This is a genomic window from Colwellia sp. BRX8-9, assembly GCF_014077245.1.
Classification (GTDB): domain Bacteria; phylum Pseudomonadota; class Gammaproteobacteria; order Enterobacterales; family Alteromonadaceae; genus Colwellia_A.
This window is the reverse complement of sequence record NZ_JACGVN010000014.1, coordinates 66,484-86,679: the sequence shown is the minus strand read 5'-3', so window position 1 is coordinate 86,679 and position 20,196 is coordinate 66,484. Positions and strand designations below refer to the sequence as shown.

General features: G+C 38.3%; 17 protein-coding genes. 1 reads left to right on the top strand and 16 read right to left on the bottom strand.

Annotation, left to right across the window (positions count from 1 at the left end):
* Positions 1-133: 133 nt before the first annotated feature.
* The 16 genes from H4J70_RS13020 to H4J70_RS12945 all read right to left on the bottom strand — a co-directional run bounded on the left by H4J70_RS13020 (position 134) and on the right by H4J70_RS12945 (position 17,770).
* Complete coding sequence (locus H4J70_RS13020; protein ID WP_182214217.1) at positions 134-1,510, bottom strand: DUF1329 domain-containing protein; 1,377 nt, start codon at positions 1,508-1,510, stop codon at positions 134-136.
* A 23-nt stretch (positions 1,511-1,533) separates the two neighbouring features.
* Positions 1,534-3,582 carry a DUF1302 domain-containing protein gene (locus tag H4J70_RS13015; protein WP_182214216.1) on the bottom strand — a complete coding sequence of 683 codons (2,049 nt, stop codon included), beginning with the start codon at positions 3,580-3,582 and terminating at the stop codon, positions 1,534-1,536.
* A 323-nt stretch (positions 3,583-3,905) separates the two neighbouring features.
* Complete coding sequence (locus tag H4J70_RS13010) at positions 3,906-4,121, bottom strand: DUF2835 family protein (RefSeq protein WP_182170154.1); 216 nt, start codon at positions 4,119-4,121, stop codon at positions 3,906-3,908.
* Between the two features lie 7 nt (positions 4,122-4,128).
* Positions 4,129-6,693 (bottom strand): aminopeptidase N, encoded by a 2,565-nt coding sequence (gene pepN, locus H4J70_RS13005; RefSeq protein ID WP_182214214.1) that lies wholly within the window; start codon positions 6,691-6,693, stop codon positions 4,129-4,131.
* A 112-nt stretch (positions 6,694-6,805) separates the two neighbouring features.
* Entirely contained in the window at positions 6,806-8,308 is a 1,503-nt protein-coding gene (gene nhaC, locus H4J70_RS13000; protein ID WP_182214212.1) for a Na+/H+ antiporter NhaC, read from the bottom strand.
* Positions 8,309-8,545: 237 nt separating this feature from the next.
* On the bottom strand, positions 8,546-10,582 hold the full coding sequence (prc, locus tag H4J70_RS12995) for a carboxy terminal-processing peptidase (protein ID WP_182214210.1): 2,037 nt from the start codon (positions 10,580-10,582) through the stop codon (positions 8,546-8,548).
* Between the two features lie 17 nt (positions 10,583-10,599).
* A complete protein-coding gene (gene proQ, locus H4J70_RS12990) occupies positions 10,600-11,403 on the bottom strand; it encodes an RNA chaperone ProQ (RefSeq protein WP_259368053.1) in 804 nt (267 codons plus the stop codon).
* Between the two features lie 28 nt (positions 11,404-11,431).
* Positions 11,432-11,722 (bottom strand): hypothetical protein, encoded by a 291-nt coding sequence (locus tag H4J70_RS12985; protein ID WP_070376584.1) that lies wholly within the window; start codon positions 11,720-11,722, stop codon positions 11,432-11,434.
* Positions 11,722-12,198, bottom strand: coding sequence for a GAF domain-containing protein (locus H4J70_RS12980; protein ID WP_070376583.1), 477 nt, complete (start codon positions 12,196-12,198; stop codon positions 11,722-11,724). The genes H4J70_RS12985 and H4J70_RS12980 overlap by 1 nt, the downstream gene beginning before the upstream one ends.
* Before the next feature lie 145 nt (positions 12,199-12,343).
* Positions 12,344-13,132 carry an SIMPL domain-containing protein gene (locus H4J70_RS12975; protein ID WP_182251251.1) on the bottom strand — a complete coding sequence of 263 codons (789 nt, stop codon included), beginning with the start codon at positions 13,130-13,132 and terminating at the stop codon, positions 12,344-12,346.
* Between the two features lie 46 nt (positions 13,133-13,178).
* Entirely contained in the window at positions 13,179-13,808 is a 630-nt protein-coding gene (locus H4J70_RS12970) for a DUF2057 family protein (RefSeq protein WP_182251250.1), read from the bottom strand.
* Positions 13,809-13,919: 111 nt separating this feature from the next.
* Entirely contained in the window at positions 13,920-14,816 is an 897-nt protein-coding gene (locus H4J70_RS12965; RefSeq protein WP_259368052.1) for an FAD:protein FMN transferase, read from the bottom strand.
* 79 nt (positions 14,817-14,895) lie between these two features.
* Positions 14,896-16,221, bottom strand: a complete 1,326-nt coding sequence (locus H4J70_RS12960; RefSeq protein ID WP_182214203.1) for a DUF3570 domain-containing protein — start codon at positions 16,219-16,221, stop codon at positions 14,896-14,898.
* Entirely contained in the window at positions 16,212-16,436 is a 225-nt protein-coding gene (locus tag H4J70_RS12955) for a DUF4266 domain-containing protein (protein ID WP_070376578.1), read from the bottom strand. Before H4J70_RS12955 ends, H4J70_RS12960 begins: the two co-directional genes overlap by 10 nt.
* A gap of 32 nt (positions 16,437-16,468) precedes the next feature.
* Positions 16,469-16,996 (bottom strand): TlpA disulfide reductase family protein, encoded by a 528-nt coding sequence (locus tag H4J70_RS12950; protein ID WP_310740345.1) that lies wholly within the window; start codon positions 16,994-16,996, stop codon positions 16,469-16,471.
* Positions 16,997-17,089: 93 nt separating this feature from the next.
* A complete protein-coding gene (locus H4J70_RS12945) occupies positions 17,090-17,770 on the bottom strand; it encodes a glutathione S-transferase (protein WP_182221712.1) in 681 nt (226 codons plus the stop codon).
* A 111-nt stretch (positions 17,771-17,881) separates the two neighbouring features.
* Between H4J70_RS12945 and H4J70_RS12940 the strand changes: the two genes are divergently transcribed.
* Positions 17,882-20,194, top strand: a complete 2,313-nt coding sequence (locus H4J70_RS12940; RefSeq protein WP_182251249.1) for a peptidase U32 family protein — start codon at positions 17,882-17,884, stop codon at positions 20,192-20,194.
* Positions 20,195-20,196 lie beyond the last annotated feature (2 nt).

The window sequence follows — 20,196 nt, the reverse complement described above, 5'->3', positions numbered from 1 at the left end:
AAGAAGAATTCTCATTCGTTAATAATTAAAGTGTTACTTTTATCATATCATCCATGACATTGTTAAAGTTTCTTATCTTTTAAAGTATAACGGCTGACAGTTGTCAGCCGTTATAAATGTTTAAACCTAGCGGTTATCTGCGCCCTTCACGTCTTAATGCAGAAGAAGTAAATGATATATCATCTAACTCAGCTGAAAAGTCATACATTTTAGCTTCATTATCTAAGCCCATTGCTATGTAGCGACGAGACTGTAAATCATGGAACACTTCAAGTGTAGACCATTGTGTAGGAACTTCGTAATAATTCAAACCATGGGCAACACCAACACGATATAACTCGTCACGGTTATCGTAAATATCGGTTACCGCAATTTGCCAGCTATCTTCATCAATAAAGAAAACACGTTTTTTGTAAGTATGGCGTGTATCTGATTTTAAGTTAGCTTCGACAACCCATACACGATGTTTTTCATAACGAACATGTTCTGGGTTAATGTGGCCTGGCATTAAAATATCCGCATATTTTAATGAGTCGCTGTGTAAACGATAATCATTGTAAGGGATCAATAATTCCTGTTTCCCTTTTAATGTCCAGTTGTAACGGTTTGGTGCGCCGTTAAACATGTCGAAATCATCTGTGGTACGTAATCCATCAGACGCTGTACCTGGCGTGTCATAAGCAACATTTGGTGCACGGCGAACACGACGTTGTCCGGTGTTGTATGTCCAAGCTTGGCGTGGTGTTTGTATTTGGTTCATTGTTTCATGAACTAATAATGCGGTACCCGCTAAACGTGCTGGTTCAGTTACTTTTTGCTTAAACTTAAACAAAATATTTGTTTCTTTAAGTTTATCTGCTGAAGCACCTTTAACCCCATATGGGATCATAAGCTGATCGTCAAAACCTAAATAAGTATAATCACCAGAAGCGGTCGGAGCTGCTTGACCCCCTTCTCGTGTTAAAGATTCACCACGATAACGTAAAATGTGATTCCAAATAGCTTCTAAGCCATCTTTTGGTACCGGAAATGGGATACCAACAGCCGCGTTAACAATACCATTACCGCCTTCAACTAATTCTGTACGTCCGGCATTATCAATACTTGCTTGATAAACATGCTCAGGGTAAGAAGCTGAACGTCTTGATTGGTAAACATTCATTTTATAAGTATCAGGATATGTTTCAAATAACTTGACCTGACCCGGCGTTAACATGGCTTTATATTCACCCACGTTAGCCGCAGTGATCGTGTATTTTACTTTGTCGGTAGAAAATGGGTCTATATGGTGATCACCAACGGTATAGCCAGCAGGAACAGAAGTAATACCACCGTTCCATGCAGGAATAGAACCGTCTTTATTGGCCGCACGCACTGCGCCAATCGGTGTTAGTTCTTTACTTAACTTTGCGACCTCAGTCGATGAAACTTTAGCTAAAGTTGCTGTTGACACAATAGCCAAACTTACTGCAACTGAGGCTAATGTTAATTTTTTTAGTGAATTTTTCATAATATTGCTCATTAACTTAGCCCTTATATAGAATATTTAATGCTGAATGAAATGTAATCGCGGTCTGCTATTTGATTGGTTGTACCTACGCCATCCCAAAAACCGTTATAGTTAATGTCTGCTGACCAGCGACTTTGGTAATTAAAGTTAATACCTAAGGCGACAGACTTACGTTTTTCAACAAATAAGAATAATGGATCTGGTGTGGTACCTTTAACATCATGAGAGAAAACCACACGTGGTGAAATGTTAATACCAGCGATAACGTTATTAAAGTCTAACTTAGCAATTGCACGGTAACCCCAAGCAAATGCGTCTGGGAACGGGTTAGTTTCAACACCGTCCTGAACTGCCATTTCTAAACCTTCTTTACCGGCAATGCCACCGTTACGTGCAGTACCTGGACCATTTAATCGTAATACGTCTTGGTCAGGCATGTCTTGCAGGTTAATACCACCCACTTCAACTAATGTTGTTAACTGGCTGGCGCCAAATGAAGGACCCCAAAGATGCGTTAGCGTTGTTTGTGCTTGTAAAGTATCTGATAGAACAAAACCATCAGCATGTTCGCCGCCCTGGAATATTGGCATTTGAGAAATACCATCAAGCTCAGTGCGACCTTGATCATTCGCTAGTTGCTGTGGCATCGCCGCAAACAATAACTCAACATCATCAATTTGCAACGGTTCATCTTGGCGGTAAGTAATTTCACCGGCAACAGAAGTTGTGCCTAAAACGGTGTTAAAGCTCATTGCATAAACTTTAATGTCTTCTACGTAATCAAGTTCTACACGAGAGAAGGCTTTCAAATTTGTATAATTTTCTTCAGTAATAGCGCCTGAAAGTAACATACCAATATCATGACCAATAGCTTCATTACTAAAATCAGCAGTAACACCAGCAAATATTGGGCGACGGCTATGGTAATTCATGTGGTAAAGACTGATTTCGGTGTCGTTGAATTCAGGTAAAAACCATGATAAACGAAGACCATACTGGCCACCATCTTCAGGTTCATTTTCTGCATCAGCTTGACGAAGTGTAACCTTCGTTGGAAAAGCGCCTAAATAAGCTGCGCCGATACTTTCAGCAGGAACAGCGCCAGCAGCAATAGCACCACTAAGGGTATTTAGACCTTCAATAAGATAATCTAAGTCCATATCAGGGTTACTACCAAAGCCTAACTGAACATTATTAAACTGACCACCGTCACCAGCAAAGTCATTAGTTGAGAAGTAGCTACCCGGTGCTGGTAACACTGTTTTTTCCCAGTTGTACTGGTAGAAGGCTTCAATATTGAAATTCTCAGAAACACCAAGTGAACCCCAAATTGCACCGAAAGGAATAAAGGCTTCTTTCAATTCTGAACCAGGAGCACGAAGACGAGCGATATCAACAGGGTTTAACTCACTAATACCGTGAGAGATTAAAGTACTTTCACCCCAGCTGATCACTTGTTGGCCGACACGAACAGAAAGCGGCATGTCACCTACAACGAAATCACCATAAACGAAAGCATCAAGTAATCTTACGTCATTACATATTTGATCACTTGCTTCACCGTCACGACAAGGATCGTTTCTAACCTCTGATAAAGGATTAGTCCACGCTCGGTCGCCGTCACTCATTTCAAAATCATAGAAATACATGCCACGAACGAACAAACCAAAGTTTTCATAACGAACTTCTAGTTCGTGTGAACCTTTGATTATCTGAGAAAAGCTATCACCGGCGTTATAGTTAAGGTTAGCGTTATCACCATTGGTTGAATAACCGCCTTTTCCATTCCATACCGTTGCAGGATCAGGATTTGGATTTAATGATGGATGATAATTACTAAAATCAAAACCATTATTTAAATTGTTTGACTTACCAACATTATCATTCCAGTTGCGATCTTCTACACGCCAACTTTGACCGTAACTAAACGTTGAATCAAAAGTAACGTCGAAGTTGCCTAATGTAAAATTCTCTGCTTGTGCTTGGCTTACTGTCGCTAAACAAACAAGCGCAGCGGTTATACTGGCAGCTAAAGGTTTTTTATAAAACCGATTGCGAGGGCTATATTTCATTTATTCTCTCCCCAGAGCGTGTAGATTATATTTTATTTTTATCATCGCTACTTACTATTTGAAATAAGTGGTCTAAAACAATAATTGCATCATTTTATCAATGGTGCAAGAGGTAAAAACAATTGATAATACCCTGTGTTTTAATGACTTCTAATCAATAAAAAGCGAATCAGACACTAGCGTTTTAAACAAGCGTTTAAAACAAAAAATTCTTCATATAGATTTTAACAAGTAGTTACTTGTATTAAGTGTTACAGCGAAACAGGCCAATAGCCTTCAAACACATCAAATGGTCCGACCACTGTTTAAAGCTAATACTCTAATCATGCCATTTTTGTCACAGATAAAAATTTATTATTTTCAGTTTCTAGACAAAAAAGCCCCTTAATACCTGTAGATAATAAATATTTTCGCATATGCATTGCCGGAAATTGTACCCGCACTCCTTGAGTTGTAGTAACAACCATCTGCTGAGCTTTACCTTCATAATAAGGGAAAAACTCAGCAGTGGTCATATTTATTGAAAAGAAATATTTCATAAAAGAGTTAGCTCGCTAAGGCCGCATCAAGTTTTTCTTTTAAGTCTTTTGATAAGTTTTTAAGTGTAGTCAACTTCTCTAATTCTGCGCGCATCAATTCCTGTCTAGATAAATCAAAAGATCTAAATTGAATTAAAGGCGTAATGAGCCTTGAAGCCACCTGTGGGTTTATTTCATTCAACAAAGCGATTTGCTCTGCGAGAAACTGATAACCCTGGCCTGACTGACAGTGAAAATAACGCGGATTATTAACGCTGAAGCTACCCACTAATGAACGTGCCCGATTTGGATTCTTTAAGCTAAATAACGGGTGAGTTAATAAGTTACCCAATGAAGTAAAAATATCTTCGCTACATTGTTGAGCCGCAAGACTAAACCACTTATCCATGACTAATGCTGTACTCTGCCATTTTTTTTCAAAATGCTGTAACTGCCCTGCTAAGTCAGCTGAGTTGTTTTCAGCTGAGCAGACTAATGCTGCCAAAGTATCAGTCATGTTATCTGACGATTGATATTGTTCTACTACCTTGCTCTTTTGATGCTCAAGTAAAGAGAGGTAAGACAAACAAACATTTTTTAGTGCGCGTTGGCCAACTTCTTCACCGTCATATTTATAGGCAAAAGATTTATTGGCAGTAAAGGCTTTCTCAAAACTAGCGGTTAAGCCGGTCACTAAAAATAACTTCACTGCGGCAATAGCATTAACTACTTTGATGGGATCAACCTGTGCTATTTCTGCGACAACTTCGTCAAAACTAGGCAGTGATAATTGTTCGGCTTTAAAGGAATTATCGGTATTTGCGTCAAAAATAGCTTGATAAGTCGTTAATAAACTCTGTGGCAGAACAAAGCTACTGTCATCGACTAACGCTTTAATATAATTCAACATCAATTGCTGACCAGCGTCCCAACGACAAAACTCATCATCGGCAAAAGCCATAATGGTTGCCAGCTCTTTATCTGTTTGCTTAATCGTAAGCTTCACCGGCGCTGAAAAATCTGCCAATATCGCTAGCACAGGTTTAACAGCAAGATTGTCAAAGGTCCATGTTTGCTGCTCAGTGGTTAACTCAAGTAACTCACGTCCGATCACCTTATTGTTTTCGATAAGCTCAATAGCAACAGGGATATGTAATGCTTTACCCTCGCTACCGTCTTTTTGATTTGGATTTTTCTGGGTCAAGGTTAATTGATACTGTCCCTTTGAAAAAATCTCATTTACAGATAATGTCGGCGTACCCGACTGATAGTACCAGCCTTTAAATAAATCAAGGTCAACACCCGAGGCATCTGACATCGCATTAATAAAGTCATCACAGGTCACGGCCATACCATCGAAGCGAGCAAAATATAAGTCCATGCCTTTTCTAAACTTAACTTCTCCTAACAAGGTGTTAATCATGCGGATGACTTCAGCACCTTTTTCATAAACGGTTAAGGTGTAAAAATTATTCATCTCTAGTACTTTTTCAGGACGAATAGGATGAGCCATAGGTCCGGCATCTTCAGCGAACTGTTTTGAACGCAGCAATCTCACATTTTTAATACGGTTTACTGCAGCACTGTGCATATCAGCGCTAAACTGCTGATCGCGAAATACTGTTAAACCTTCTTTTAGACTTAACTGGAACCAATCGCGGCAAGTTACCCGATTACCCGTCCAGTTGTGAAAGTATTCATGACCGATCACAGCTTCAATATTAAAGAAATCAGTATCGGTGGCACTCTCATTATCTGCTAAAACAAATTTCGAATTAAAAACATTTAAGCCTTTATTTTCCATCGCTCCCATATTGAAGAAGTCGACGGCTACAATCATGTAGATATCGAGGTCATAAACTAAACCAAAGGTTTCTTCATCCCAAAGCATCGATTTTTTTAGTGATGCCATCGCATGGTGAGCTTTAGGTAAGTTACCTTTATCAACAAATATTTCTATTGCCACATCGCGTTTATCTTGGGTGGTAAAGGTATCAACAAGTAAGTCAAAATCACCAGCAACCAGAGCAAATAAATAACAAGGTTTTGGATGAGGGTCATGCCAACAAGTAAAATGTTTCCCTTGCGGTAAATCACCCGCTGCAGTTTTATTGCCATTTGATAACAAATAAGGGTAACGCTTTTTATCAGCAATGACTTTGGTTGAAAAGGTCGACATCACATCAGGACGATCTAGGTAATAGGTTATACGTCTAAAACCCTCGGCCTCACATTGTGTACAAAAAGCGCCGCCCGACTTAAATAAGCCTTCGAGTGAGGTGTTATTAAGTGGGTCAATTTCAGTCACTATAGTTAGTGTAAATTCATCAGCACTAATATCTAGGGTTAACTGTGTGTCACTGACCTGATAATAACTTTCAGGCAAGTCTTGATGATCAATTTGCAATGAAATAAGTTTCAATTGCTCGCCATCAAGCACTAATTGCTTAGCCTCTTTATTTTCACGTTTAATCGCCATAGTGCTGGTTACTATGGTTGCCGTGTCAGCAAGTTCAAAGGTCAGATCGACGGTGGTAATAGAAAAATTTGAAACTTGGTAATCAGATAAATAGCGCGCTGTAAAGTCAGTCATGAGCGTTTCCTTTTTGAAAATATAAAGCCTGTAAAAACAGGCTTTATATTAAGTCGATATGAAGCGTAAATAAAGGATGAATATCCTCTTTTTATCGCAATGTTCTTTGATGTTAGCTCTTTATCGCTTCGTCACTGTTTGTTGCTAACATTTTAATTTTAAAACCGGTGTAACCATAAACGATGGCAAGCACCGGGTTAATTAAATTAAAAAAGCAATAAAAAATATAATCGTATGATGTTAATGCCAACGCGCCAAACATAAAGGCACCACAAGTGTTCCATGGAATTAACGGTGAAGTAATAGTGCCTGAATCTTCTAACGTACGACTTAATAGTGTTGGATGAAAACCTCGGCGTTTAAATTCAGCTTTAAACATACGACCAGGCATAACTATCGCCATATATTGATCGGCTGTTATTAAGTTAGTGCCAATACAAGTTGCAACAGTGCTGGCGATTAAGCTTCCCGTTGATTTAGCTGTTGAGAGAATGGCTTTAACAAATTTATTTAGCATACCTAAATGCTCTAACACGGCACCAAAACTTAAGGCACACATTACCAACCAAATCGTGTTTAGCATACTCGACATACCGCCACGACTAAGCAATTCATCAATTTGTTTGTTGCCAGTGTTAACCACTACGCCATCAAAAAATGCTGTCCAAACCACGGTTATATAAGCTTTAACGCCACTAACGCCTTCTGCAGCCATGTTTAAAATAAGCTCTTGCTGAAAAACTAACGCCCAAACAGCGCCAATTAAAGCACCAATCGCCACAGCAGGAAATGCTGGTACTTTTTTAAAGGCTAAATAAAGTAAGATAAAAAGTGGGATAAGATTAAGTATAGAAATATTATAAGTTGCATCTAGTGTGGTCAGCAAGGCATCAATACTTGTGGTGTCTCCAGTTACATTTGAAGAGTGATCAAAGCCAATAATAAGAAACAGCACCAAGGCGATGCTAATAGAAGGTATGGTGGTCCATAACATATATCGAATATGTTCAAATAATTCACTGCCTGCTACTGCAGGAGCAAGGTTAGTCGTTTCAGATAACGGCGATAATTTATCACCAAAATAAGCACCTGAAATAACAGCTCCCGCCGTAACCGCAGTCGACATTTCAAAACCGTTCGCAATGCCAATAAAGGCAACACCGACCGTTGCCGCTGTAGTCCAAGAACTGCCAATACTCATTGCGACAATACCACAAACTAAACAGGCAGCGGCGTAGAACCAACTAGGGTCAATAATTTGTAAGCCATAATAAACCATCGTAGGCACAGTACCAGACAGTAGCCAAGTTCCTATTAATGAGCCAACTGCTAACAGTATTAAAATTGCCCCCAAAGAAATAGAAATACCACCGACAATTGACTTCTCAATCGACTGCCACGTATAACCATTCTTGATACCAATAACAATCGCTATACCCATAGCGAGTAATAAAGCAATTTGATTTGGACCATAAGAGGAGTTGTCAGCAAAATACCAAACGGCTGTTGTTAACATAACAACTAATGCAAAAATAGGAATTAACGCATCTAGCATGCTCGGTTCTTTGTGGGTGTTGATTACTACGGGTTGATTGTCTTTTTCTGGCTCTGTCATGTGCGATGCCGACCTTAAGTTTTTTATAGTTATAATTTTTAATGTTTATATCGTTTTTATTAACGAGTTATCTTATTTTTCATTAGGAAAAATAGTACAACGCTAATCAAATTGATATTAATCACAAACCCCTAAAAGTCAGGGTAACGCATATAGGCTAATCTATAGAAGAAATTGAGTTTAGCTTTTTTCTTACATAAAAGCCGCAATTAAGCGGCTTTTTTGGGTGGGTAATCATTATTTTTTAGCGACTTTACCCAGCGAGATTAAATCAAAAGTTATCTTAGCCGTTTCATCTAAAAATGGATCCAATTCTTCTAACTCATCAGGTAAGTCTTCAAGTGATTTCACTTTTTCTTTACCCATAACAACTAATCGTTCATTAACACGAATAAGTTGCTTCGCTTTTCGTTCTTCGCGTTTTGCTTTACGTTCATCTAACTTAAGGGAAATAGTTTTATCGTCTTTCTCTTTTTGATAAACCGCAATATCATCAAGTAAGTAGTTAAACTCACGATTGCCTTTAACACGCTCACTATGCAGTGAAGTGAGGTACGTTAAGTCAGCCGATAAGTTACCTAAAGCTTGATATTTTGCCTTAGGGATTTGATCCCAAGGTAGTGCATTTTTCTCTCGACTTTCTCCCCAGTCTTCTGGGTCAACAGCCGTTGGAAAAGAAATATCGGGTAAAACACCTCTATGCTGAGTACTACCACCATTGATACGGTAAAACTTAGCGATGGTAAATTGAATACTACCTAATGGATTATCATAAAGGTCATAAACTCGCCCTAGTCCACGATGTTGCTGAACAGTACCTTTACCAAAGGTATGTTCGCCTACGATTACCCCACGACCATAATCTTGAATCGCTGCGGCAAAAATTTCAGAAGCAGAAGCACTGTATCTGTCAACCATCACGGTTAATGAGCCATCATAAGAACTGACTCCATCATCATCACTATTAACTTGTACTCGGTTTGCACCATCACGTATCTGGACAACGGGGCCTTTATCAATAAATAAACCCGTTAATAATGTTGCTTCACGTAATGAACCACCGCCATTACCACGTAAATCAATAATAATACCAGCGACTTGTTCGGCTTTAAGTTTATCGAGTTCTTTGTTCACATCGCGCGATAAATTATTATAAAAACTAGGTATAGTGATAATGCCTAATTTTTTAGACTTTTCATCACCTTTAGTTTCAAAATACACTTCAGACTTTGCCGCTCTGTCTTCAAGGACTATTTTATCACGAACAATCGTAACAACTTTAATAACGGCATCATCTTCCGCTTCCGCTGGCAAAATTTGCAAACGAACTTTGGTGCCCTTAGGTCCTTTAATGAGATCTACAACATCATCTAAACGCCAACCGATAACATCTTCAAATTTATCATCGTCTTGCGCAACACCGACGATTCGGTCTTTAGGTTTTACTTCGTTTGATTTGTCTGCCGGTCCACCGGGAACAACGCTATTGATAACCGTATAGTCTTCTTCAGCTCTAAGTACCGCACCAATCCCTTCAAGAGACAGATTCATGTCCATTTGAAATTTTTCAGCATTTCTTGGTGATAAATAAGAGGTGTGAGGTTCAACAACGCGAGCAAAGCTATTCATGACGACTTGAAAAACATCTTCACTTTCACTTTGTTTTAATCTTTTAATCGCATAACGATAGCGTTTGCCTAAAACTTCTTGCACTTTAGGCCATTCTTTACCCGCTAAGGTTAAATTTAGGGCGTCGTACTTAACTTTTAAGCGCCATAACTCATTTAATTCTGCACTATCTTTTGGCCAATCAGCTTCTTCACGGTCGAAGTTATAAACTTCGTTTACAGTAAAGTCGAAAGGTTCTTTTTCTAAAAGGCTTAATGCATATTCATAACGCTCGGCACGTCTTTGAAGGTTTAAGTTAAATATGTCATAGGCTATATCTAACTTACCACGAGCGATTATTTGATCAAATTCAAGACGATGCTTTTGAAAGTCTTCTATATCGGTCGCTAAAAAAACATTTCGAGCATAATCAAGTTGTTTTATATAACGGTCAAATATTTTTTCAGAGAGCGCATCATCCATGTCAACTTTCGAGTAATGGGCTCGAGTAAACTGCGCAGTAACGCGTTTACTCGATGCAGCATGCTGGCTTTCAGGAGCCAATATGGGTAGCGATTCTACCTTATCAAGATTTTCGACAGCAAAGATGTTCATTGCTGATAGCGACAAAGAAACGGCAATTGCGATACGACAAATTTTTAGCATGCCCAAAACACTCCAATTTATTCAGTAAATATATTTTTAATTTGTGTCTTAACAACCATTCCTGAATTTAATTGTACACTCACATCTTTACCAGCAACTTCAGTGATAACAGCGTTCATAGGCGAGTTGCCTAATTTAACTTTAACGCTTTTACCAACAACGACTGCGCTGTCTTCAACAGGAACAAGTTTAACTTCTGCTTTAGTATTTGTCGATTTAGTTGATTTTACCGACTTAAACTTAGCTTGTTTTTCTTGCTTTGCTTCTAGGTTGTGAGCAGACGGTTTTGCTTCAGTAGGATTGTCTGACTTATTAAGCTTAGATCCTTTATAAGGCTTTTTGCTTGCTTTGTCGTGTTTGTTTTTGTTACCAAATTTGTCTTGGCTTTCTTTTAGTGTCTTACTGGCATAGTCAGCTTGCTCTTGATCTATCTCAGCAGAGTCATTGCCATCGATATCAACACGAAAGTTACCCAACTTAACCGCTTTCAAATAACGCCAGCTGCTAGTGTAATGTCTTAATGCTTGGCGTAAGCGAGTTTTACTTACAGTGCCATCTTCCGCTAAATTTGCAGACAAATCTTGAAAGATGCCGATTTTAAGCGCTTTAGCTGGACCATCAACCGAGAAACACTTTGGAAATTTATCCGCTAAATAAGCAATAATTTCTTTTGTGCTTAACCGTTTAACTTCAGTTTCTTGCTCTGCTGCTACTGGTGTTTGTTGTGCAACGTCAGTATCAACTGCAACGTCAGTAGTTACTTCAGTTTCAGTATTACTCATTTCTGTTTTGCTCACTTCGTTTACTATTTTAGTGTCCATAAATACAACTTTTTAAAAATTCTTAAATCTAAGAGGTTAAATCTTGAAGGTACTGTTCACGGTTATCCAACAAATGTTGGCACCAGTCATAAATATCTTCACTATCTATGTCAGGTAGTGATTCTTGGCAAATCCAAGTGTCCCAAACCAAAGATAATAATTGCGCTAATATCTCTGGTTCAATATCTTCTTCGGCTAAATCATAAATCAGATGATAAATTTCATTTATTCGTTCGGCAACGAATTCTTCTTGGCCATCCCAGTCACCGACAATACTTTCGCTAACGAGATAATCATGAATAACGATAATTTCTTTCATTAGTTTAACACGCCATGCTTGATGATCATATTTTCAAATAAATTAATTATTGCTTCCAAACCTTGTTGATCAATTTCATCAAAATGATCATAGGCTGTGCTATCTATATCAAGGACAGCAATAATATTGTCACCGACTTTTACCGGAATAACAATTTCTGAATTACTACTTGCATCGCAAGCAATGTGACCATCAAAAGAATGAACATCGGCAATACGCTGTGTGGTGCTTTGGCTAACTGCTGTGCCACAGACCCCTGTGCCAACAGGAATACGAATACAAGCCACTTTACCCTGAAAAGGCCCTAAAACTAGTTCATTATCAATTAAACGATAAAATCCAACCCAGTTTACTTGTGACAAGTGCTCAAAAAGTAAGGCGCTGATATTTGCCATGTTAGCAATAATATCAGGTTCATCGCTGATTAAGGCATCAACTTGTTGGTAAAGTTCTTGATATAAATCATTTTTATTCATAAATACCGGTATTCTTATGTTTATCAAAGATAAGTGATGGTCAAAAAACGCATAACATAACCCGATAACCCGCGAAGTTAAAGCAATTATTACAGATTTTATGCACTTTTAACTTATATTGCTGCAAATTAGCTTAACTGCCGCTTTATTTCTCGGTTTTTATAGCAAAAGTAACATTCACTTGAGCAACAACATTACTTTCTGCTACTTGTGAATTAAAACCGCCGTTACTTCTACCTGCCACACCATAAGTGTTTGGTGTGTGATAAGCAGACTCAGTCAAATTTGAAATCTTACCTAAGGTAACGCCCATTTGCTTGGCAATAGTGATGGCTTTTTGGTGCGCATTTTTTAAGGCATTGATCAGCGCTTGTTGATACAAAGCTTCATCGTTTATTATTGAAGTTTGCAAAGCAGAAATGCGATTAACACCGATTTTTACAACATTATCGAGTAATTGGTCATAGCGCGAAAAATCGCTAAAAGTCACTTTTATGGTACGAGAGACTTCAAAGTAAACTTTTTCTTGCTGAGCCGCTGAGTTATCTGCTAATTGATGACTATTAATAAACGCTTTCGTGTTGCTTTTTTCGAACTCGCCTTGATTAGGCAACTTCTGATGAACGATTATCGCTGGCACATCAGCCGGTATTTCATAGCGGGGAATTAATTCTAATCGAGCGGATTCAATAGCAGACTCAGCAATGCCCATTGATAAATACATCTGGGTCACTAACTGGCTTTTGTGGTCAACCAAGGCTTTAGCTTTGCTGGCAACATTGCCGCGCTGGCTAACCGTCACCGTAAAAGTAAACTTGTCAGGCTTTGCACTAACCGACCCTTTACCAATGACTTCAATACCCTGATTCGTGTATTGCTCTGCCGTGATTGATAATGAAAATAAACTGATCATAATAACGAGTAGGTATTTCATCTTATCCCCAATAGTGAGTTGTTTGTAAAAAGGTACATTAACTATTTTACTTCTGTTGAATAGATTCAACAAATCGTTTTTGTTGTTCTTTATTTGCTTTATGCCACCAAAACTTTAATTTATTTAAAGCATCGTCTGATTTGTTAATATCGCTACTTTGTTTATTATTTTCAGGCGTTTTAGCCAGCTGTTTTTGATGTTCAGCTATTTTTTTAAAGGCTAAACCCGCTTCAAATTCAGTTAAACTTTGATTAAGCACAAATATAGCGTCTTGTTGAACTGAGTTTTCATTAAAAGACTTTATTTCAATGGTCGGGGATTGGGCAAATTCACGTGCGTTAAAGCTGTCAGATATAACGGGGGTGACCATAATGTACTTCTGGTGGACGGTTTCTTTTAAAGTAAATAAAATAACTTGGGGAGCAGACTTTATCGTTACGTGGTCGTCGTCATCATAATTTTCAAAAAGCTCGCTATATTGCACGATTAAAATATTTTCACCGCGCTTTATATCAACGACAGTATTTCGGCTAAAGAAATCACTACTTGCCTTTTCACCATTAACTTTTATCAATTTATAAACATCAGGCACCACCAATTGTGCAGCGACAACATCGTTGACATTTATAAAACAAAAAAATAAACAAGCTAATAAATTAAAAGACCAAGGTGTCATCAGTAAAACCTACACAAAAAGAATTAACGAAAGCTTAGCTTATCGTTAATTCTTACTATTTGCGATTTAACTTATGATAAATTCTGTTATTAATAAGCGTATTTGAAGTAACTAACGAATAGCCCAGTGCTTGATGTCTTGTTCGGTTAAAAACTGTTCTGCATTTTCGCCCTGCATTTGAGCTAACGTCGCCAATATACCCGCTTGAATGCATTGTGGTGCTGAAACAGTCATTGACCGCGGTGCATGCTCAATTGGCCAACCCGTTTTAGCATTTAGAATATGGCTGTAACGTTGACCGTTTTTCTCTAAAAAGCGCTTTGCATCGCCACTCGTTGCCAGTGCACCTTTAAATAATGAGACGACTATGGTTTTTTTGTCGACAAAACCAGGGTGCTCTACTCCAACTTGCCACGGTTGACCATTTTTTCTTGATGAATTTGTCGCTAAATCGCCACCTAAATTCACCAATACGGGTTGTTGTGTTAATAAATTTATTAAGACTATGGCGCGATCAACCGCATACTCTTTACCAATACCACCGAAATCAATTTCCATATTTATCGGTAAAGTCACTTGGCGATTATCGTATTTTATTTTATGCCAACCCACATTCTCCATGGCCTTTTTAACCGCCAGCGAAGTAGGAATATTGTCAGAGCAATCAAAACACCAGACTTTTCTTAGCACGCCTGAGGTTATATCAAATATCCCATCGCTAAGTTGGTAACAAGTATCGGCAAAGTTTAAGAAAGCAAAAGTCTCATCGTCAATAGCGATGGGCTTACCCTGACTTTGATTTATCTGGCTACAAAGGCTATCGGAGTTGTAACGGCTATACTTGTCTTCAATGCGCCAAACTTCTGTACTGACTTGTTCACCAAGCTGTTTGGCAAGCGCGGGGTCAGAGGTTTCAATAATCACCTCACATGGACTGGCCATAGCATCAAATTGAATACAGAATCCGTCTGAGCGTTTGGCCAGTTTTATTTCTCTAAGTTTATTCAATTGTCACCTTGGTAAAAAGATAAAGCCCTTATTTATGTGATTAAATAAGGGCTTGTATTATTTAGATTATTACTACACTTTAGAACGAATAGCTAACCTGCGCAATTATTGCATCAATGCTTTCATATATATCTATGTTAGCTAAAGCACTAGGCACCTTATGTCCGGCACTTTTTGGGTCTTGGCGATAATATTCAAGTCTAAAAGACAAATCATTACCATCTGCTAACTTCATACCATATTTTAAACCAACCGTATAAGCGGTCATTTCACCAATACGGTAATCGGCACTGGCAAACTCAGGTGTTGCATCATCTTCCATTAAGAAAGGTTGATAAAATTGGGCTGCGCCTTGTTGATAAAAACGTAAATGTGGCTCTAAATAACTACCGTTACCTAACGGAATATAAAAGCGAGTATCTACCGTATGAGACTTTATATCCCAGTCATCCCACATATACCGATATGACACATCTAAAATAGTTTCATCAAAGTGATATTTTGTTTGTGCAAAAACACTTTGTTTGGTCCGCTCATTAGGGCGATTCTCATATAAATAGTCTTGTGCAAGACCTTCGTTATTTAACAAACTTAAGACTTTAAAGGGATCCGTTAAATAGCCATCAACAACCGAATAGGAATAATTAAACTGTGTGACCATACGTCTATTAATGACTTGGGTAAAACCTACCATAATATCCGAGGTGGTTTTATCATCATCGCTGCCCATTCGAGTAGCATCATGAGCACTTTCGTCTTCGCTGTCATTATAAGCTGACGCCATAGAAGCAAAAGGTTTAGGTAAGCCCCCTTCTGGTGTAAAGGTGTCTTGAAAATGACTTAAACCAAAAGAAATAGTCGAGTTCTTCTTATTAAAGTCATAAGCAATATTGCCATTTACCCCTAAAGACAAGTAATCATATTCTTTTGAAAGATGCCCACCGACACTGCCTGTAAAATTAGGTGCGAGTGCTTGCGTCCACTGAGCATTCAGCTGTACACGCGTATCATGAAAAGTGTCATCAAGGGGTGTTTCACCTGCTTTAACTTGATAATCTCCTTTACCAGAGGGTCTGGTAAACGTTTGAACATCGGGCTGAGCAACGGCGCCATTGGCTGAAGCCCCGGTTAATGCATCAACCGTTAACTTCAAATTTAAAATACTATCGTCGCTGTAAGTTTTTTTAGCATTAAAAACAGCTTCTGCTGCTGAAACACGATCAGCCTCACTGTAATATAAAAACGCGGAGTCAAAAGACCAAGTATCTTTATCTGCTGCTACTGATGTTGGGGCAGCACTAACTTGAACACTGCCTAACAAAGCGGTAGTTGCTAAAGTTAACGCAGCCTTGAGGTTCTTTTTGTTGATAGTTTTTTTCGATTTACTCTCGTTAATTAATTGCATCCACAACCTCCGCCACCGAAGCTTTTACCGCCGCTTGATGCTTCTTTACTGAAATAAATATGATCATCAAGTGCTGAATCAATTGGTGAAGATGTTAAAGCCATTTGCTCTTTTGCTAACAAATCACGTTCCCAAGGTTCGACACCTAAACTTGAGCAACCTGATGCCAAAGTTACCGCAGCAAAAACCAGTGAATATTTAAATTTATTGTTCATTGAAAACCTCATTATTCTCTTTATATTATTCGTTAGAGAGCAAGTAACTGTTGAATTTCTTGTTCGTATTGTGAAACTTTGTTGGTAAAAAAACCACTATGTGCGTATTTAATCTCACCTAACTTGTTGATGATCAAACTACTGGGCATCCCCTGAATTTTAAAAAAGCGCGCAAGCTCTCCGTTAGGATCATAAATTACCGCAAAGTTTGCTGGGTTCTCTCGTAAAAATTCAGTGGCTAATCTTTGTTCCGTATCGAGATTGATACTGATAACAGTAAAGCCTTGTGCTTGATGCTCATTCTGCATTTTATTCATCCACGGGAATGATTTACGACAAGGACCGCACCAAGACGACCAAAAATCTACATAAATAACATCACCATGGTGTTGAGCTATTAGGGTATCTAATTGCATTTTAGCTGAACTTTCAGATAGATTATTCGCTTGGGCATGACTCAGTAATGCTAAAGACGTTAGCATCAAAAGGAAAAAAAATTGCAATCTTTTAATAGCCACTATTGCTGTTAGATAAGGATGTTGTGCGTTGAGTATGTTCACTGAAATACCATCAAGAAATATAATTGACGCTATCTTAGTTATGTTTTCTTAAGGAAAGCTTAAGAAAAATTAAACAAACTTAATAATGACTTTTTAACGGTCATCGCCAAAAGTTATCACCGCTTTATTTTCCAACCACAAGGGGTATTGGGTCATCACTTTACTGAACATCCGGCTTTGTAAATAGTTATTTAGCCATGCCCTAAGTTTCGGATACGGTGAATGTAAATACCATTGCCGCTCGACTTTTGAAAACTTACGAATAAAAGGCAATAAAGCGATATCGGCCAAACTGTTTTTGTCTGACATAAGAAATTCAGTGAGTTGTAGACGTTGCTCTAAATCGGCTATGTATTTTTCACACGCAGCTCTATCACTGGCCAGTGAAGTTTCATGATAACGTTTTGCACACTGATATTTATCAAAACATTGTTTAAATTCATCATCAAATGTTGAAATTAACGATAACATTTCTGGTAATAAATCAGGTGTATCACTATGCAGAAGGTTATCGGGATCGCTTTTATCTAATGCCCACAGCATAACCTCCAGACTCTCTTCAATAACCCGTGGCTCTCCCGTATCAAGTTCGGTGACTAAAACTGGGACCGTGCCTTTTGGAGATACCGCAATCATTTCATCAGGTTTATCGGTTAATACCAGGTCACGTAATGCAACTGTCTGTTTTGCATAATATATTGCGATTCTTGCGCGCATTGCATAAGGACAGTTTCTTAAGGAATAGAGTACAGGTAACGACGAGTTTGGCTTCATGGGCGTTTATTTATAGAAAATATAAAATAATAAGTTACTTTAACGGTATTCATTAAGGAAATATATCGGTAAAATCGCCACCTTTAAATTTAAGTGAAAATAAGTGACCCCATGGATCAAAAAATAGAGTTATTAGCACCCGGCGGTGATGTCGAAGCAATTAAAGCAGCGATTATTGCTGGAGCCGATGCCGTTTACTGTGGCCTAGATACTTTTAACGCCCGTAATCGTGCGACTAATATCTCCTTTGATCAACTTGTTGGCGTTATTCGTTTAGCTCATCAGTATCAATGTGAAATATTTTTAACCTTGAATGTGGTGATCTTAGAGCGTGAATTTGCTTCACTGGCTAAATTATTAACTAAACTTGCCAACACCACACTTGATGGTGTTATCGTGCAAGATATTGGCATGTTCTATCTGCTTACCCAGCATTTTCCAACCTTAGATATTCACGCATCAACGCAATTAACCACCCATAACGTGGGTCAAATACCTTTTTTGAAAAAACTCGGTGCATCACGAGTGAATTTATCAAGAGAGCTAGATTTACGTGAAATTACCGCAATGGCAGCAGCGGGTAAAGCGCACGATACCTTAACAGAAGTTTTTGTGCATGGTTCACTCTGTGTGGCTTTCTCTGGTCTTTGTTATTCAACATCAGCAAGTGTTGGCAATTCAGGAAATCGCGGTCGTTGTAGCCAAGCTTGTCGTGAAGAATATGAACCAACAGCAACCGGTAATAAATTCCCGTTAAATATAAAAGATAACTCGGCTTTTTTTGATTTACCTGCGCTTATCGAAGCCGGTGTGCATTCCTTTAAAATTGAAGGACGTATAAAAGGTGCCAGCTACGTTCATACTGTTGTTGATAGCTTTCGCAAACAAATTGATGGTTTCCTTAAAACAGGTGAATTACTCGAAGATGGTGAACGCCTTTATAAAGTTTTTAACCGCGACTTCTCCAACGCCTTTTTACGTGGTGATTTAAATCAGTCAATGTTTATTGAAAACCCACGGGATAATTCCAAATACCATGCTGTTGATAAAAGCAATGCGATATCAGTTGTACAAATTCAAGAAGTTGAACAAAAACTTAATGATGAAAAACAGCTAATCAATGCCTCTGTTGACGATAAAATAAAACATTTAACCATTGGCAAGATACCGCTAACACTGGCTATTTCAGGTACATTAGATCAACCACTTACCTTGACCGTAACGACAAAAGAACTTTCTCAACAGCAAGCTTTTGTTGATGCTAAAGACAGCGAGAAAGGGCTTGAGGTTAAAAGTTACGCGCTTAAGTCACAAAGCAACTTAGTAAAAAGTGGCAAACTGAGTATTGACAGAGAAACCCTTGAAAAGCGTTTTAAAAGCTTTAACAATGCCCATTTCGATTTGATTGAAATAATAACCGATGACTTAGAAGATGGCTTAAGCATTCCTTTTAAAGAATTAACGGTATTAAAAAATGAAGCCGCCTTTTTGTTGAATAACTCTAAAGTTGTGTTACCTGAGGTTCAATTACCTAAGTTAGCCAATCACCCTAAACATACCACGACTGGTGATGCAAAAGCCGAGCTATCAATTCTTATTTGTGATGAAAGTGATGTTGAATTAGCAAAATTAACTTCGGCAGATATTTACTTTAAATTACCCGATGCATATAAACGCGGTTGTACTAAGTATGTCGGTTTTCTTAAAGAAAACCCTCGCTTGATCCCTTGGTTTCCTTCAGTATTAATTGGCAAAGATTACGACGTCGCGGTCAATATTTTACAACAAGTAAAACCACAACTGATTGTAACCAATAACACGGGTATCGCTTATGAAGCGAACCGTTTGGGGATTCAGTGGATAGCAGGGCCTTTCTTAAATACGACTAACTCTTACGCTTTACTTGCAATGCAAGAAGGTTTTGATTGTAAAGGTGCGTTTATTTCTAACGAAATAAACCGTCAACAAATTAGAAATATTGCTCGTCCGGAAAACTTCAAACTTTTCTACAGTATTTACCACCCTATTTTATTGATGGCCAGCCGACAATGTTTCTTCCAACAAAGTGTTGGCTGTGAAAAACCACGCATTGATAACGGCTGTATGCTGTCGTGTGATAAATCTACCAGTATCACTAACTTGAAAGGTGTTTCGTTTGCTATCGATAAACAAAAAGCCGGCTATCCAAGTATTTATAATCAAGACCAGTTTTTAAATACTGAAATTATTGAAGACCTAAGTGATTTATTTGATGGCTTTATGATTGATCTGACTAACATTGGCTCAGGTGATAAAGAAACACCAGACAAAGCGTTATTGATTAGTCAATTTGAAGCATTACTTAACGGTAATATTAACGTACCTGAGACACTTAATATCATGGTACCTGAATCAACGAACAGCCAATATCATAACGGCTTATAAGA

Bases quoted from the DNA above. Each gene is read 5' to 3' on its own strand.
- H4J70_RS13020 (WP_182214217.1), bottom strand. From the start codon at position 1,510: ATGAAAAATTCACTAAAAAAATTAACATTAGCCTCAGTTGCAGTAAGT.
- H4J70_RS13015 (WP_182214216.1), bottom strand. From the start codon at position 3,582: ATGAAATATAGCCCTCGCAATCGGTTTTATAAAAAACCTTTAGCTGCC.
- H4J70_RS13010 (WP_182170154.1), bottom strand. From the start codon at position 4,121: ATGAAATATTTCTTTTCAATAAATATGACCACTGCTGAGTTTTTCCCT.
- pepN (WP_182214214.1), bottom strand. From the start codon at position 6,693: ATGACTGACTTTACAGCGCGCTATTTATCTGATTACCAAGTTTCAAAT.
- nhaC (WP_182214212.1), bottom strand. From the start codon at position 8,308: ATGACAGAGCCAGAAAAAGACAATCAACCCGTAGTAATCAACACCCAC.
- prc (WP_182214210.1), bottom strand. From the start codon at position 10,582: ATGCTAAAAATTTGTCGTATCGCAATTGCCGTTTCTTTGTCGCTATCA.
- proQ (WP_259368053.1), bottom strand. From the start codon at position 11,403: ATGGACACTAAAATAGTAAACGAAGTGAGCAAAACAGAAATGAGTAAT.
- H4J70_RS12985 (WP_070376584.1), bottom strand. From the start codon at position 11,722: ATGAAAGAAATTATCGTTATTCATGATTATCTCGTTAGCGAAAGTATT.
- H4J70_RS12980 (WP_070376583.1), bottom strand. From the start codon at position 12,198: ATGAATAAAAATGATTTATATCAAGAACTTTACCAACAAGTTGATGCC.
- H4J70_RS12975 (WP_182251251.1), bottom strand. From the start codon at position 13,132: ATGAAATACCTACTCGTTATTATGATCAGTTTATTTTCATTATCAATC.
- H4J70_RS12970 (WP_182251250.1), bottom strand. From the start codon at position 13,808: ATGACACCTTGGTCTTTTAATTTATTAGCTTGTTTATTTTTTTGTTTT.
- H4J70_RS12960 (WP_182214203.1), bottom strand. From the start codon at position 16,221: ATGCAATTAATTAACGAGAGTAAATCGAAAAAAACTATCAACAAAAAG.
- H4J70_RS12955 (WP_070376578.1), bottom strand. From the start codon at position 16,436: ATGAACAATAAATTTAAATATTCACTGGTTTTTGCTGCGGTAACTTTG.
- H4J70_RS12945 (WP_182221712.1), bottom strand. From the start codon at position 17,770: ATGAAGCCAAACTCGTCGTTACCTGTACTCTATTCCTTAAGAAACTGT.
- H4J70_RS12940 (WP_182251249.1), top strand. From the start codon at position 17,882: ATGGATCAAAAAATAGAGTTATTAGCACCCGGCGGTGATGTCGAAGCA.